Annotated in this window: 16 protein-coding genes and 1 pseudogene; 6 read left to right on the top strand and 11 right to left on the bottom strand. The window is 72.2% G+C overall.

Annotated features, from left to right (window positions below):
- Positions 1 to 15: 15 nt before the first annotated feature.
- Positions 16 to 720 carry a GntR family transcriptional regulator gene (locus tag E1292_RS03275; RefSeq protein WP_165974347.1) on the bottom strand — a complete coding sequence of 235 codons (705 nt, stop codon included), beginning with the start codon at positions 718 to 720 and terminating at the stop codon, positions 16 to 18.
- Positions 721 to 828: 108 nt separating this feature from the next.
- On the opposite strand from E1292_RS03275, the gene E1292_RS03280 reads away from it, so the two are divergent.
- The 6 genes from E1292_RS03280 (at position 829) to E1292_RS03305 (ending at position 6,249) form a co-directional block, all read left to right on the top strand.
- Entirely contained in the window at positions 829 to 1,578 is a 750-nt protein-coding gene (locus tag E1292_RS03280; RefSeq protein ID WP_132591830.1) for a sulfite exporter TauE/SafE family protein, read from the top strand.
- 2 nt (positions 1,579 to 1,580) lie between these two features.
- Positions 1,581 to 2,963 carry an amidohydrolase family protein gene (locus tag E1292_RS03285; RefSeq protein WP_132591832.1) on the top strand — a complete coding sequence of 461 codons (1,383 nt, stop codon included), beginning with the start codon at positions 1,581 to 1,583 and terminating at the stop codon, positions 2,961 to 2,963.
- Complete coding sequence (locus tag E1292_RS03290; RefSeq protein WP_132591834.1) at positions 2,960 to 4,198, top strand: MFS transporter; 1,239 nt, start codon at positions 2,960 to 2,962, stop codon at positions 4,196 to 4,198. Before E1292_RS03285 ends, E1292_RS03290 begins: the two co-directional genes overlap by 4 nt.
- Positions 4,198 to 4,899, top strand: coding sequence for a fumarylacetoacetate hydrolase family protein (locus tag E1292_RS03295; protein ID WP_132591836.1), 702 nt, complete (start codon positions 4,198 to 4,200; stop codon positions 4,897 to 4,899). The genes E1292_RS03290 and E1292_RS03295 overlap by 1 nt, the downstream gene beginning before the upstream one ends.
- Positions 4,877 to 5,749, top strand: a complete 873-nt coding sequence (locus tag E1292_RS03300; protein WP_132591838.1) for a polysaccharide deacetylase family protein — start codon at positions 4,877 to 4,879, stop codon at positions 5,747 to 5,749. The genes E1292_RS03295 and E1292_RS03300 overlap by 23 nt, the downstream gene beginning before the upstream one ends.
- Before the next feature lie 62 nt (positions 5,750 to 5,811).
- Positions 5,812 to 6,249 carry a hypothetical protein gene (locus E1292_RS03305; RefSeq protein ID WP_132591840.1) on the top strand — a complete coding sequence of 146 codons (438 nt, stop codon included), beginning with the start codon at positions 5,812 to 5,814 and terminating at the stop codon, positions 6,247 to 6,249.
- On the opposite strand, the gene narI is transcribed toward E1292_RS03305, so the two are convergent.
- The 10 genes and pseudogenes from narI to E1292_RS03350 form a co-directional block, all read right to left on the bottom strand.
- On the bottom strand, positions 6,246 to 6,743 hold the full coding sequence (gene narI / locus E1292_RS52500; protein WP_246089908.1) for a respiratory nitrate reductase subunit gamma: 498 nt from the start codon (positions 6,741 to 6,743) through the stop codon (positions 6,246 to 6,248). The two genes, E1292_RS03305 and narI, sit on opposite strands and share 4 nt — an antisense overlap.
- A pseudogene (locus E1292_RS52505) lies at positions 6,720 to 7,517 on the bottom strand (molybdopterin-dependent oxidoreductase); the annotation flags it as partial. The gene narI and the pseudogene E1292_RS52505, both read right to left, overlap by 24 nt.
- A gap of 144 nt (positions 7,518 to 7,661) precedes the next feature.
- Positions 7,662 to 9,125 carry an aldehyde dehydrogenase family protein gene (locus E1292_RS03315; protein ID WP_132591844.1) on the bottom strand — a complete coding sequence of 488 codons (1,464 nt, stop codon included), beginning with the start codon at positions 9,123 to 9,125 and terminating at the stop codon, positions 7,662 to 7,664.
- Positions 9,126 to 9,316: 191 nt separating this feature from the next.
- The gene (locus E1292_RS03320) at positions 9,317 to 10,321 is read right to left on the bottom strand and encodes a nucleoside hydrolase (protein WP_132591846.1); all 1,005 of its coding nucleotides are present in this window, start codon (positions 10,319 to 10,321) and stop codon (positions 9,317 to 9,319) included.
- 99 nt (positions 10,322 to 10,420) lie between these two features.
- Entirely contained in the window at positions 10,421 to 11,119 is a 699-nt protein-coding gene (locus E1292_RS03325) for a GntR family transcriptional regulator (RefSeq protein ID WP_132591848.1), read from the bottom strand.
- 181 nt (positions 11,120 to 11,300) lie between these two features.
- Positions 11,301 to 11,990: a response regulator gene (locus tag E1292_RS03330; protein WP_132591850.1), complete on the bottom strand. Its 690-nt coding sequence runs from the start codon at positions 11,988 to 11,990 to the stop codon at positions 11,301 to 11,303.
- Entirely contained in the window at positions 11,987 to 13,144 is a 1,158-nt protein-coding gene (locus E1292_RS03335) for a sensor histidine kinase (RefSeq protein ID WP_220446641.1), read from the bottom strand. The genes E1292_RS03330 and E1292_RS03335 overlap by 4 nt, the downstream gene beginning before the upstream one ends.
- Positions 13,145 to 13,154: 10 nt before the next feature.
- On the bottom strand, positions 13,155 to 13,604 hold the full coding sequence (locus E1292_RS03340; RefSeq protein WP_132591852.1) for a hypothetical protein: 450 nt from the start codon (positions 13,602 to 13,604) through the stop codon (positions 13,155 to 13,157).
- Positions 13,601 to 14,125 (bottom strand): DUF1772 domain-containing protein, encoded by a 525-nt coding sequence (locus E1292_RS03345; RefSeq protein ID WP_132591854.1) that lies wholly within the window; start codon positions 14,123 to 14,125, stop codon positions 13,601 to 13,603. Before E1292_RS03345 ends, E1292_RS03340 begins: the two co-directional genes overlap by 4 nt.
- A gap of 194 nt (positions 14,126 to 14,319) precedes the next feature.
- Positions 14,320 to 14,811 (bottom strand): hypothetical protein, encoded by a 492-nt coding sequence (locus E1292_RS03350; protein WP_132591856.1) that lies wholly within the window; start codon positions 14,809 to 14,811, stop codon positions 14,320 to 14,322.
- Positions 14,812 to 14,893 lie beyond the last annotated feature (82 nt).

A 14,893-nucleotide genomic window follows, 5' to 3' on the forward strand; every position in this document is an offset into this window, starting at 1 on the left:
GTTCAGCGGGCGGGTTCAGCGGGTGGGTTGCGTGGTCGCGGCGGTTCGGGGTTCGTTCTCCCGGGCCGGTTTGTACGCCCGCCCCGCGGCCTCGATGTGGGCTTTGGCCGCACTCCCGGCCGCCGCCGGATCCCCGGCGCGGATCCCGGCGACGATGGCCCGGTGTTGTTCGGTGATCGCGCCGGCCCAGTGCGGGTCGTCGAGGTTGGCCACGGTCGTGACCGCGATGCGGTCCCACACCCGGTGCAGGGTGTCCTCGAGGAACGGGTTGCCGGCCGCCGCCCCGATGGCGCGGTGCAGGGCCAGGTTGGCCTGGGCGGAGGCGTGGGCGTCGTGGGTCTGCACGGCCGCCTCGACCGCGTCGACGGCCCGGTCGAGCGCGTCGATGTCGGCGGGGGGCAGTTGTCCCCGCGCCTGCCGGGTGGCGGCCAGCTCGGCGGCCAGCGCTTCGAGTGTGGCGCGCAGGACGAACAGGTGCTTCGCCTCGGCGGCGGTCAGCGCCGCGACGGCGACGCCGCGGGCGGCCGGGATGACCAGCCCTTCGGCCAGTAACCTGCCGATGGCCTCGCGTACGGGAGTGCGGCTGACGCCCAGGTCGGCGGCCACGGCCGCCTCCGTCAGCCGCTGGCCGGGGGCGTATCGCCCCTCCGCGAACCGATGGCGCAGCGCCACGTAGACCGCATGGGCGCTGCCCGGCTGGGATTCGGAAGAGACCGCCATGCGGCGAGTATACATTGCATGCAATCGCCCTTCGAACACTCTTGACATGCATTGCATGCAATGAATACGTTGCCTCACACGTGAGCCGGAAGCCGGAGGGAGGACGACATGCTCGACCCGCTGCAGCTGCTCGTTCTCGCCGGTGCCGGCTTCCTGGCCGGCGCCGTGAACGGTGTCGCGGGGGGCGGTTCGCTGATCTCGTTCCCCGCGCTCATGGCGATGGGATATTCGCCCATCGCCGCCAACGTCACGAGCGCGCTGGCCACCCTGCCCGGCTACGTCGGCGGGCTGGCCGGCTACCGCGACGAGTTGCCCGCCGTGCGCCCGAGGGTCCCGCGGCTCGCCGTGGTCAGCGCCTGCGGCGCCGCGTGCGGGTCGGCGATCCTGCTCGCCGCGCCCCCCGACCAGTTCGAGTCGGTCGTCCCGTTCCTCGTCCTCGTCTCCGTCGTCGCCCTGGCCCTGCAGGAGAGCCTGGCACGGCGCATCGGCAGGGACACGGCGGCGGGCGGCGGTCACGCGCTGCTGGCCGGCCAGTTCGTGGTCGCGATGTACGGCGGCTACTTCGCCGCCGGGCTCGGTGTCATGATGCTCGCCGTCCTGGGCACGTTCCTGGCGGACGACCTGCACAGGCTCAACGCGCTCAAGAGCGCGCTGTCCCTGGTCGTCGGCCTGGTCTCGGCCCTGTGCTTCTCCGTCTTCGGCCCCGTCGAGTGGATCCCGGTCGCCGTCATGTCGCTCACCGGGCTGGCGGGCGGCCGGAGCGGAGTGGTGCTCGCCCGGCGCGTGCCGCCCCACGTCTTACGGTGGCTCATCGTCGGCTTCGGTCTCATCCTGTCCGTCGCGCTCTTCGTGAGGTGACCATGCGCGAACGACCCGACCTTCTCATCACCGGCACGCACCTGATCTCCATGGACCCCGCGGTCGGCGACGTCGCGGGCGCCGACGTCCTGGTGCGTGACGGGCGGATCGCCGAAATCGGCCCGCACGCCGGCGCGCGCGACGCCGCGGACGCGGAAGTGATCGACGGCACGGGCACGATCACGTTGCCCGGCTTCGTCGACACTCACTGGCACCTGTGGAACTCCCTGCTCCGCGGCACGGTCGGCGACCGTCCCGGCACCGGCTACTTCACCGTCAAGCGGGCTCTCGCACCCCACTTCGAGCTGGGCGACTTCTACTGGGCGGCCCGGTTCGGGCTGGCCGAGGCGATCAGCGGCGGCATCACGACGGTGCACAACTTCGACCACAACGTCCGCGGCCCCCAGGACGCCGACGCCAACATCCAGGCGCACCTGGACTCCGGCCTGCGCGGGCGCTTCTCGTACGGCCCGCCGGACTCGGCGCCGCCCGAGGCCACCAACGACCTCGACGACCTTCGCAAGTTGCGGGCGCGCTGGCCCGACGAGCAGCTCGACGGCAGGCTGGACTTCGGCGTCGCGCTGCGCGGGCCGTACCGGACGCCTCCCGAGGTGTACGAGCGCGAGTGGGCCGAGGCCCGCGCGCTCGGGCTGCCCATCACCATGCACTGCGACCGGTGCCTGCGCGAGGAGGGCTGCCGCGCCTGCGGCCTCGTCCGCCTGGAGGAGCTGGGCCTGCTGGGCGAGGACGTGCAGGTCGTCCACGCCGTGCACGCCGACGCCCGCGACGTCGAGGCGCTGGCCCGCACCGGCACCAGGGTGTCGCTGAGCCCGATGACCGAGCTGCGCACCATGGGCTTCCCGCTGCTCACGGAGCTGCTGGAGGCGGGCGTGCCGGTCTCGCTCTCCCTCGACACGCTCGCCATGCCGACCAGCGCCGACATCCTCGGCCACCTGCGCATGATCGTCTCAGTGGAGGCGGCGCGTACGGGGTCCGGCACGGTCACCCCGCGCCGGCTGCTCCAGCTGGCCACCATCGACGGGGCCAGGGATCTCGGCCTCCACGACACCATCGGTTCTGTCACCCCCGGCAAGCGCGCCGACCTCGTGATCCTGCGGGCGTCCGACATCAACCTGGTCCCCTCGGGCGACCCGGTCGAGGCGCTCGTCTACACCGGCCAGGTCGACAACATCGACACCGTCATCGCCGACGGCCGCGTACTGAAGCGGCAGGGCGGGCTCGTGCTGGACGAAGGCGAGCCGGACCCTGTCGCCATGGCAGCGGTCCGCCGGGACGCCCTGCTCGGCAGGGCCGCGGCGGCAGGCGACTGGCCCCCTTCATCGACCACGCCGTCAACCACCGCAGGCGAAAGGAGTCTGCAATGACCGCCCCCCACCCCACGGCCGCGCGGAGCGCACTCGCGCCCAGAGTCGCGGTCGCCATGTTCGGCCTGCTGCTGCTGGCCTACACCGTCAACGCGATGGACCGGATGGTCTTCCCCATCCTGCTCGTCGAGGTCCGCGCCGAGTACGGCTTCAGCCTGGAGTCGGCGGGCCTGCAGGCCACCGTGTTCGCCATCGGCATGGGCCTGGCCGGACTGCCCGCCGGATACCTCCAGCGCAGGCTCGGGCGCAAGCGCACGATCGTCGTCGGCACGCTGGTGTTCTCTCTCGCGACCGCGCTCACCGTGGTCTCGATCGGATTCTTCGACATGCTGGTGTGGCGCGTGCTGTCCGGCGTCGGCGAGGCACTGCAGCTAGCGATGATCATCGCGGTCGCGTCGAGCGCCTTCCCCGCCCGCCGCGGCGTGGCGATCGGCAGCGTCAACATGGCCTTCGCGGCCGGCTCGATCATCGGCCCCTCGCTCGGCAGCGTCCTGCTGGAGGGGTACGGCACGTGGCGGGCCCCGATGATCGCCTACGCCCTCATCGGCGTCGCGCTGGCGCTGGCCATCGTGTTCCTGGTCTCGCCGCGGCTGACCGAGATCGACCCGGCCGAGACCACGTCCAGGCACGTCGGCGGCGCGCGCCGGCTCCTGTCGCGCAACCCGCTCGTGCTGGCCGTCATCACGGCCCTGTTCGGGCTGGCCGACTTCGCCTTCATCGGCCTGTACGCCAGCTACCTGCGCGACCAGCTCGACTACAGCCCCGGCGGCGCCGGGTTCGTCATCGGCCTGTCCGGCCTGGCGGCCTTCGCCTCCCCGGTCGGCGGCCACCTCGCCGACCGGTTCAGCCCGAGGGTCGTGCTGACGGTGCTCAACCTCGGCGTGGCCGCCAGCGGCTGCGCCCTCTTCCTCGGGTCCGCCTCCACCCCCTGGCAGGCGACCTTCTCGTTCCTGTTCGGGCTGTTCGCCAGCGCCGGCATGTACGTGGCAGCGGCCAGCTACCTCGTCAAGTCGGCCGGCAGCGAGATCGTCAGCCGGGCCGCCGGGCTCTTCGTCACCTGCATCTACGTGGCGGCCGGCGTCGCGGGCCTGCTCTTCAGCACCCTGGTCGAGGCCGCCGGCTGGGTCGGCGCGGGCATGGTGCAGATCGTCGGCTTCTCGGTGCTGGGCGCCGCGCTGGCGCTCGCGCTGCGCCCCGACCTGTTCAGCAAGACCACCACTCCCGAGGTTCACTGATGCTCTGGCAAGCCACCCAGGTCACGCTGCCCGTGAGCGGCAGCCCCGACCGTTTCCCCGTACGCCGCGTCTACTGCGTCGGCCGCAACTACCTCGACCACATCAGGGAGATGAAGGAGGGCGACGAGCGCGACGACCCCTTCTTCTTCCAGAAGCCGGCCGACGCGGTCGTGACCGACGGCGGCGAGGTGCCCTACCCGCCGCAGACCGGGGACCTGCACTACGAGGGCGAGCTGGTCGTCGCCATCGGCGCCGAGGGCGCGGATGTCGGCGTGCGGGACGCGTACGGGCTCGTCTTCGGTCACGCCGCCGGCATCGACCTGACCCGGCGCGACCGCCAGCGGGACTGCCGCGAGCGGGCCCACCCGTGGGAGGCCGGCAAGTCGTTCGACCACTCGGCCCCCTGCGGCCCGATCCTGCCCGGCTCGGAGCCACTGTCCGGAGAGCTGCTGCTGACCGTCGACGGCGAGCGGCGCCAGCACACCGGGCTGGAGCTGATGATTTGGAACGTCCCCGAGATCATCAGCCACCTGTCGCGCTCGTTCCGGCTGATGCCGGGCGACCTGATCTACACCGGCACCCCGGCGGGCGTCGGCCCCGTGCTGCCCGGCGACCGCGTCCGCGTCGAGATCACCGGCCTGCCCTCCCTGACCGTCACCATCGTCGAAGGAGACACCCATGCGTCCCAGCGAACGGCTTGAGTACGACCCCATCGAGGGCCGCCCCGCGCTCCGCCTGCCCGCCGGCGAGCGCATGGCGGTCTGGGTCATCGTCAACGTGGAGACCTGGTCCGACACCGACCCGATGCCGAGGACGGTGCTCACCCCGCCGGCCGGCGGCATCCCCGCCCCCGACGTGCCCAACTGGGCGTGGCACGAGTACGGCAACCGCGTCGGCGTGTGGCGCATGATCGAGGCCATGGACCGGCAGGAGGTGACCGGCACGCTGGCGATCAACGGCCAGGCCGTCACCCACTACCCGCAGATCGCGAGGGCCGCCCAGGACCGCGGGTGGGAGTTCGTCGGCCACGGCTTCACCCAGAAGAACATGCAGAAGGTCGAGGACGAGCGGGCCGACATCCAGGCCACCACCAAGGCGATCGAGACGGCGACGGGCCGCCGCCCGCGCGGATGGCTCGGCCCGGGGCTGACCGAGACCTGGGAGACGCCCGACATCCTGGTCGAGGAGGGGTACGAGTACGTCTGCGACTGGGTGCTCGACGACCAGCCCGTGGAGCTGGCCACCAGGACGTCGCCCATCGTGAACCTCCCCTACACCCAGGAGTGCAACGACGTCGCGATGATGCTGATCCAGCACCATCCGGCCCGCGAGTACTTCCAGCGCGCCGTCGACCAGTTCGACCAGATCTACAAGGACTCCGCGGACTCGGCCAGGGTGATGGCGCTGGTCGTGCACCCGTACATCATGGGTGTCCCGCACCGGCTGCGGTATTTCGAGCAGGCCCTGCAGCACATCAGGGCCCACAGGGACGTCGCGTTCATGACCGGCGAGCAGATCCTCGACTGGTACCGGGACGTCCACCGTCCCTGACGGGGCGCGGCCCGTACCCCCTATCGTCTGGTCGATGACCGGAGCGGAGAGGTGGGCGTGAGATGACGTGGTGGTCGGCGGTCCGGTTCCTGCACGTGTTGTCGGCGGCGCTGTGGGTCGGCGGGCAGCTCACCGTGTCGCTGGTGCTCCTGCCCGTCGTCCGCCGGTCGATGGACGCGCAGCGGCGGCGCGAGGTGCTGAACGCGGTCGGCCGCCGGTTCGGCCTCTTCACCGCGGCGGTGCTCCTGCCCGTCCAGGTCGTCACCGGGGTGGCCATCGCCGGGCACAAGGGCGTCACCTGGGCCTCGCTCGCCGACCCCGGTTACGGCCGGATCCTGGCGGCCAAGCTGCTGCTGTTCTGCGCGGTGATGGCCGCCGCCGCGCTGCACGGCGTGGCCAGTGCCAAGGGCCGGCCGGCGCCGGCCAGGGCCATGGCGATGGCCTCGCTGGCCGGGTCGCTCGGCGTCATCCTGCTGGCCACGGCCCTGCCCGTGACCTAGCGGGAGGGTTCCCAGCCGCGCCGGGTGGCCGGCCGCGCCTCGTCCCTGCTGCGGTAGACGATGTACGGGCGGGTGAGGTAGCCCACGGGAGCGGTCAGCATGTGCACCAGCCGGGTGAACGGCCAGATCGTGAACAACACCAGCGCGCTGAGCGCGTGCAGCTGGAACAGCAGGGGAGCGCCGGCCATCAGCGCCGGTTCCGGCCGGAAGTAGAAGATCGACCGGAACCACGGCGAGACGGTGTTGCGGTAGTCGTAGCCGCCGCCGACGAGGTTGGCCATGACCGTCGCGGCCAGGCCGAGGGCGATCGTGAGGGCCAGCACGGCGTACATCAGCTTGTCGTTGCGGGTGGTCGCCATGAAGACCGGGCCGACGGTGCGCCGCCGGTAGATCAGGATCGCCATGCCGCCCACCGTCGCCACGCCCACGATCGTGCCGAGGACGACGGCGAGCAGGTGGTAGAGCCCTTTGACGGGCACGTTGGAGCCCCACACCAGCAGGTACGAGGCGTCCCACCAATCGGCCGACTCGGGCACGTCGGTCTGGTCGCCGAACACCTGGGGCGAGGCCACCGGCAGGTCGGCGTACCAGTCGTAGAACGACAACATCGCGCCGCCGATCAGCGAGACGAACCGGGCGCCGGCCGCGTGCGAGGCCATCGACATGGCGGGGATCGGGGAGAAACCCGCCACGCGGTCGGGGCCGTACTCCTTGATCGTGTGCACGTGGGCCGCGGCGACGATCTCGACGGCCTCGTCCCAGCCGATCCTGACCAGCCCGCCCTTCCCCCGCGCGGACTGGTACCGCTCCCGCCTGGCCGGATCCGTGGTGATCTCCGCCCACGCCTCGACCGGGTCGCCGAGCCTGGCCCTCGCCTCGCGGTACATCTCCACCAGTACGCCGCGCGCGTAGGGGTAGCGCACCCGGGTGGGCGAGTACGTGTACCAGGAGAAGGCGGCGCCGCGCGGGCAGCCACGCGGCTCGTACTCGGGGCGGTCGCCGCCGACGCTCGGGTAGTCGGTCTCCTGCGCCTCCCAGGTGATGATCCCGTCCTTGACGTAGACCTTCCACGAGCACGAGCCCGTGCAGTTCACGCCGTGGGTCGAGCGCACCACCTTGTCGTGGCTCCAGCGGTCGCGGTAGAACGCGTCGGCCTGGCGCCCGCCCACCTGGTGCAGGGTGCGCAGATCCGGCGAGACCGTCCCGGACCGGAGATGCCGCCCCATCTTCAGCAACGCGTCGCTGACAGGCCCGTCCATCGCCGTCATGTCACTCGTCTTCCTGCCGTCACGAAGCCGACATGCCCGGCACTGCTGTCGTAGCCCGAGAAGGCGTGAGGAAACACGAGACAGCCGGGAGGACGGCCATATGACGAAAACTTCAGGGAACCTTGGACGCGATCGTGCGCGACGTCAGGAGGGGAAACCGACGGAGTGGGTGTCCATGAACTCGCGGATCCCCTCGATGCCCATCTCCCGGCCCATGCCGCTGTGGTTGAAGCCGCCGAACGGCGCCCGCTCGTCCAGGCTCCCGGCCCCGTGCGCGTTGACGAACGTGTAGCCGGTCCGCAACCGCGCCGCCAGGGCCGCGGCACGGCCGGGATCGTCCGTCCACACCGAGGAGCACAGCCCCGACCAGGTGTCGTTCGCGCGGGCCACGGCGTCGTCCTCGTCGTCGAACGGCAGGATCGGCAGCGTCGGGCCGAACTGCTCCTCCGTCACCACCCGCGTGTCGTCGGCCGGGTCCAGCACCAGCGACGGCCGCAGGAAGTTGCCCCTGGAGAGGTCGGCGCCCTCGGCGGGCGCGCCGAACTCCCGCACCTCGGCCCCCGAAGAGCGGGCCTGGCCGAGCAGCTCCTGCACGTACGCCAGCTGCCGCCGGCTGTGCAGGGGGCCCATGGTCACCCGCTCGTCCAGGCCGTGGCCCAGCCGGGTCGCGGCGAGCAGCCCGGACAGGCCCTCCACCACCTCGTCGTAGCGGGACCGGTGCACGTAAAGGCGCTTGATCGCCATGCAGATCTGCCCGGTCGAGTCGAACGTGCCCGCGAACAGGCGGTGCATCGCGTCAGGGCCGAGATCGGCGTCGTCCAGCACGATCGCCGGGTCGTTGCCGCCCAGCTCCAGCGCCACCCGGGTCAGGGAGTCCGCGGCCATGGACATGATGCGCTTGCCGCCGGCCGGGCTGCCGGTGAAGCAGACCTTCCTGACCCGGTCGTCCTGGATCAGCGCCGCGCCGATCTGCGCGTCCGTCCCGGTGACGACGTTGAGCACGCCCGGCGGCAGCGCGCGCGCCACCAGCTCCACGGTGCGCACGGTCGCCAGCGGGGTCGTGGGCGGAGGCTTCACCACGACGGTGTTGCCGGCTATCAGCGCCTGCGGCAGCGAGGCGGCCAGGATCGCCAGCGGCCAGTTGAACGGCACGATGATCGTCACCACGCCCAGCGGCACGTGGGAGATCTCCGTGCGGTACGGCGGCGCCGGCAGGACGGTCAGCTGCCCGACCTCGCCGGCCAGCCCCGCGGCCAGCTGGAAACGGTGCTCGAAGACGACGGAGTCGATGTGGGACTCCAACCGGATCTTGCCGTTCTCGCGGGTGAGGATCTCGGCCGTCGCCGCCCGTTCCGCCTCCAGCGGCGCCAGCGCGGCGACCAGCGCCGCCGCGCGCTCCTCCGGCGTACGGGCCGACCAGGCGGGGAACGCCCGGTGGGCGGCGGCGACCGCCGACGTGGCCTGCTTGGCGTCGGCGGCCGCCGCGTAGCCGACGACTGACGTGCCGTCGGCCGGGTCGATCACCTGCAGCGAGTCGCCCGCGCCGTGGCTCTCGCCGTCGATGTACAGCTCGGTGCGGATCTCGGGTAGCTGGTCCAGCGGCGTCATCGACTGTCACCTCAGCGTCGTCCCAGGCCCCGTATCACCGGACCCGTCGTGTTTGGCGTCATGCTACAGCGGGTCCGCCGGGGGCTCTCGTGGTCATATGACCCGTTCCAACCGGTGCGATCCGGCCGGGTCGACCGCGACAGACGACGTAGACGGCGACCGCGTGCGCCCGGGCCGTCACGCGGCGTCTGCTAGGTCCGGCCGTTGAGGGTGTCGAGGAAACGCCGCTCGAAGGCGGCGGTGTCGGCGGTGACGCCGTACCTGAGCATGCGCCCCGAGGGCGACAGGACCGTACGGCCGGCGGACGGGCCGTCCGGCACCACGTCCACGCGTCCTCTGGTGAACTCGACGTGCCCGGGACGGACGGCGCTCATCGCCGCCAGCGGGTCCCACCAGTAGAGCAGGCCGTCGGCGATCAGCGGCTGGACCTCGGGATGGGTGACGATCTCCAGCACGGTGTCGGCGGCCGGAGTGCGGTGGTCGGCGCCGAGCCGGTCGAGGAACGCGGCGGTGATGGGCACCTCGTTGGCGGCGTCCAGCGACACCATGCGTACGTCGCCCCGGCTGCGGGTCAGCGCCGCGCGTGCGCCCGCGGGGTCGAGCCAGTAGTTGAACTCCTGGGTGCCGTCGAACTCCGGCGGGGTGCCGCAGCACAGGTTGCCCGGCACCTTGACGGCTCCGCCCATCGAGGTCAGCCGGGAGGCGGAGGAGGGCAGGGCGGCGGCCACGTTGCTGAGCGGGCCGGTGGCGATGATCTGGGTGGACGGGTCGGCGCGCAGCACTTTCGCGATCAGCTTCGGGGCGCGCAGCCGCGACGGCGTCTCGTCACCGGCGCATCCGGGTGTCGCCGCTTCGAGCACCCGGTCGAAGAGCAGGCGAAGGTCGGCGGGGAACGCGTTGGGCCCGGTCTCCGACCCGTCGGCGATCATGACGTCGCGCAGCCCGAGGCGCTCGGCCAGGCACCGCGCGTGCCGGATCGCCCGGCCGGGTAAGCCGGCGCCGTTGTTCGTCACGGTGATGGCGCGCAGGTCGATGCGGCCGGCCTGGTCTTCCTGGGCGAGGTAGGCGAGCGTGGCCGCGTCGTCGAAGTCCATGTCGGTGTCGAAGATGACCGCCGGTGGCCGGGCATGCGCCGGCGGCGGGACGACCAGGGCGGGGACGAGAGCCAGGGCGAGGGCGAGCAGGACTCTTCTCATACGTTGTCCTCGGGTTCGAGGCGATGGTCAGAGATCCAGTTAAACCCGGGAGCGGCGGCATGACGAGGTCTCCGGCATCCGTGATCGGCCTGCGCTGCCTCACTCCTTCCGTGTGGCGGCCTCGCCGTCGTCGCCGAGCAACCGCCAGGCGGCCTGCGCGCCGAGACTGGTGTCGATGTGCCGGCGCATGACGGCGGCGGCGCCCTCGGCGTCACCCGCGATCACCAGCTCGACCAGCGCCTCGTGCTCGGCGGTCTTGCGGTCGCGGGCGTCCTGGCCGCGTTCGGCCTCCAGCGCCAGCCGGCGGTAGCGGTCTGCCTTGTCCCACAGGCTGTCGAGCGTCTGGATGAGCAGGTCGTTGTGCGAGGCCGAGTAGAGGGCCCTGTGGAACGTGCGGTGGGCGACGAGGTGCTCGTAGGCGGGGTTGCCGGGCAGCGGCTCGAGCCCTTGCGCGGCGGCGCGCATCGCGGCGATGTCGGCCTTGGTGCGGCGCTCCGCGGCGAGCGCGACCGCGAGGGGGTCGAGGGAACGCCGCAGCTCCAGCAGGTCGCGCGCCTCTTCCGCGGCGAGCGGGGCGACGCGGGCGTCGCGGTGGGCGTCCAGCTCGACCAGCCCTTCGCTCTTGAGGCGGCGCAGGGCCTCGCGCAGGGGAGTGGTGCTGATGCCGATGTCGCGGGCCAGCCGTGCCTGCGCGATGACGGAGGCGGGCGGCAGCTCACCGGAGAGGATGAGCTCCTTGACCCGCAGGTAGGCGTGGTCGGCCTTGGTGGGGTGGGGCTCGGCAGCTGGTCCGGTCATCGTCGTCCTGTCTCGTCGATCCCTGTCATGACCAGAACAGCCGTACGTGCTTGCCGTCATCGCCTGCGCCGAGCTCCAGGGCAACCTTTCCCTTCGATACGCCATTGCGGTGGCTTGCGGCGGTGCATCCAGGAAAGAGGCTTGACGTCATAGGTTATAACGAACGAACGGCCCGCCGGCTTCACCGGACGTGCCGATCAGCGGGAGGCGGCGTCACGGAGCCGGGAGTGAGCAGGCCCGTCTCGTACGCCAGGACGACGAGCTGGGAACGGTCACGTGCGCCGAGCTTGGTCAGCAGCCGGCCCACGTGGGTGCGGGCGGTCGCCGCGCTGATGAACAGCCGCTCGCCGATCTCGGCATTGCTCCGGCCCGCGCCGACCTCCGCCAGCACCTCCCGCTCGCGTTCCGTCAGGCGGTCGAGCCGCTCCGGCGACGACGGGCGCGGACCCGCCGCGGCGGCCCGCATGACGCGCCGGGTGACGGCGGGCGACAGCAGCGCGTCACCACTTGCCACGATCCGCACCGCCTCCCGCATCCGCTCGGGGCTGGTGTCCTTGAGCAGGAACCCCGCGGCCCCGGCCCGGATCGCCTCCTGGATGTTCTCGTCGGTGTCGAAGGTGGTGAGCACGATCACGTGGACGTCGCGGAGCGCCGGATCGGCCATGATCCGGCGGGTGGCGTCCAGCCCGTCAGGGCCGGGCATGCGGATGTCCATGAGCACCACGTCAGGGCGAACCCTGGCCACCAGCTCGACACCCGCGTCGGCGCCGCCCGCGTCACCGGCCACGGCGATGTCGTCGGCGCGTTCGAGCAGCAGCCGCAGCCCCTCTCTGACGAGATGCTGGTCATCGACGATCACGACCCGGATCATGTGCGGTCCTCCAGCGGGACACTCGCCTCCACCACGAATCCTCCCTCAGCGGGCGACGACGTCCGCAGGTCGCCGCCGAGCAGCGCCAGCCGCTCGCGCATCCCGGTCAGCCCCCAACCCGGCGGCCCCGCGGCGCCGCCGGCCCCGCGGCCGTCGTCGCTCACGCGCAGCAGCAACGTGTCCGTGCCGTAGTCCAGGTCGATGCGGACCGTACGGGCGCCGGCGTGCCGCAGGACGTTGCTCAGCGACTCCTGCACCACCCGGTACGCCGTCGCGTCCGAGATCGCGGGCAGCCGCTCGGGCCGGCCCGAGGCCCGCACGTCGACGCCGAGCCCCGCCGCGGTGGCGGTCGCCACGAGCGCGTCCAGCAGGTCCAGCCCTGGTGCCGGCCCGTCGTCGGGGTCGCCCGCGCGCAACGCTCCCAGGGTCAGCCGTAGCTCGCGGCCCACGTCGCTGCACGCCGACCGGGCCGCGGCCAGCGAACGCTCGGCCACGTCGGGGGCGTCGCGCAGCGACTCGCGCGCCACGTCCGCGTGCAACGAGATCACCGACACCGTGTGCGCCATCAGATCGTGCAGGTCCCTGGCGATGCGCAGGCGCTCCTGCTCCACCCGCCGCGCCGCCTCCCGCTCGCGTTCCAGGCGGGCGGCGTGCTCCTGCCGGGCCAGTTCCGCGCGCCAGGCACGGCGGGCCCGCACGCCGTCGCCCAGCGCGATCGCGGCGGCCATGAGGCCCGCGGAGGTGGTGGTCTCGAAGCCGAGGAGGTAGGCCAGATCGTCGCCCTCCAGGATGCGCTGTGCGGTCGAGACGACGAGCAGGGCGACGGCCGTACCGATGGACCAGCGCGGCCTGCCCTGCTCCGCCGCGGAGTACAGGGCCGCGGCCAGCGGCGCGGCCAGCCCGATCGGCGGGTAGGACAGCATGTAGTAGACGATCAGGGCCGCTGCCGTGATCAGGAGCGTCGCCACCGGCCAGCGCCGGCGGGCGAACATCAGGACGGCGAACGACGCCCCGAACGTGTACGCGGCCAGGCCCGGCCCGGCCGACGCGCTGCCGACGTCGGCCGTGATGGCGGTGCCGACCACGACGAGCACCAGCATGGCCAGGCAGATGTCGGCCGCCGACTCGCGGCGGGCTGGTGATTCGCCCCGCACGCTTCCTCCGTCATCGTCGTGGGCGGGGCCGGAAACCCGGCACGATCCTGCTGATCAGCCAGGCCGCCGCGCCGACGGCCGCGCCGACCGCGAGCCCGGTCACCAGGCTGCTGCCCAGCGAGAAGGCCCGGAGCACCAGCCCTTCCACAGCGGGGGAGAGCGCGCCGGCGAGGTTGCCGCCCAGGTGGGGAGGGTCGCCGCCGAAGGCTCGTGCCCAAAATAGCTGATGGGTCACACCCAGCAGGACACCGTGGGCGGCCCCTACGGCGAGCAGCGTCATGAACGGGTTGGGCACCCGCTTCCAGAGCACCACGGCCGCCCATACGGCGATCGGGACGAACACCAGCAACGCGTTCACCACCGGGCCGACGAGCCTCAGATCGTGGGCGACCACGCGCGGCACGCCGAGCAGCGCGAGCCCCCACACGGCCCAGACCGTGATGCCGAGCCGGGCCGTCACGACGCGCCTCCCGCTTGCGCGACGGCGGCCAGGGCGCGGCCGCGGTGCAGACGCCACAGGCCGGTGAAGGCCAGGGTGGCGGTCACCGCGCTCATCGCCAGCCGCCCCCAGTGACCGGTCTCGAACTCCAGTGCCGTCTGCCGCAACACCTCCGCCGAATGGACCGCGGCGCCCTCCTCGAACATGATGTCGTTACGCGGCCAGAAGTAGAGAGCCGAGAACAGGAACTCGCCCAGCAGCAGCGACAGCAGGCTCCCACCGGTCCACAGCCGGGTTTCGCGCACCGGCCACGCCAGCACCAGGGCGGCCACCGAGGCGACCACGGTCACCGCGCCCATCGGCGGGAAGAAGTCCGCGGGGCCGGTCACGACGAAGAACTCCATCGACTCGGCCAGCGAGGCGGGCACGTCGTGGAAGACGTTCGGATAGATGACGACCGTCTCCACGGCGATGCCGCCGAACGCCACCATGGCGATCCAGACGTACACGGTGAGGACGGCGGGGGATAGGCGTTGTCGCATCGGGCTCACTTCGGCGCTCGGAGGCTCGGACCCGGCCGGGTCCCGGACTCGGCCGGGTCCCGGACGGTCAGGCTTCGGACCCGGTCAGGTCGTGGACCCGGTCAGGTTACGAACCGGGCCTCCCGCCCGTCGTCCGCCTCCAAGCCCTCCCGACGTACGCGTTTCGACGTATCAGCCGGGGCGGCGGGCCGCCGTCACCCGGGGGTGAGGCGCAGGACGGCGCGGTCGCCGGAGAGGTGGGTGAGGTCGAGCCGCATGTCGTTGATGCGGCCGGTCTCGCCAGGGGCGAGCACCAGTTCGCCCTCGTCGCGGCAGCGGCCGTTGACGCAGTTGCTGCTGATGCCGCCCTTCATCCCCTGGACGCTCAGCTTCCCGGCGGATCCTCTGAGCGTGATCCGCGCTCCGTCCGGCTCCAGGGCGCCGATGGTCAGTCGCCGCACCCCGAACCGCTTGTCAATGGTGAGCTCGTCGCCGGCCCGGATCTCGATCTCGCAGTCGGCGTCCTCGCACGACGACAGCTCGCGCCCGTCGGCGGCCCGCGGCCCGGCGGGCGTCTCTTGCGGGCCAGCGGCGGGCGCGCTGGGTGAGGCGGGGAGGCGCGCGGCCGGCGTGGTGGGCGTGGTGGCGCAGCCGGTGAGCACGATCAGCAGGAAGGCGGTGGCGGCGGGCCGGGCGAGGATCGGCATGGGGCTCCTAGTCGGGTGGTGCGCTCATCAGGCATGCGGTCGTTCCACATGGAGAAGATAACCCTCCGGCACGATCCCAATC

It is taken from the genome of Nonomuraea deserti (assembly GCF_004348685.1).
GTDB lineage: Bacteria > Actinomycetota > Actinomycetes > Streptosporangiales > Streptosporangiaceae > Nonomuraea > Nonomuraea deserti.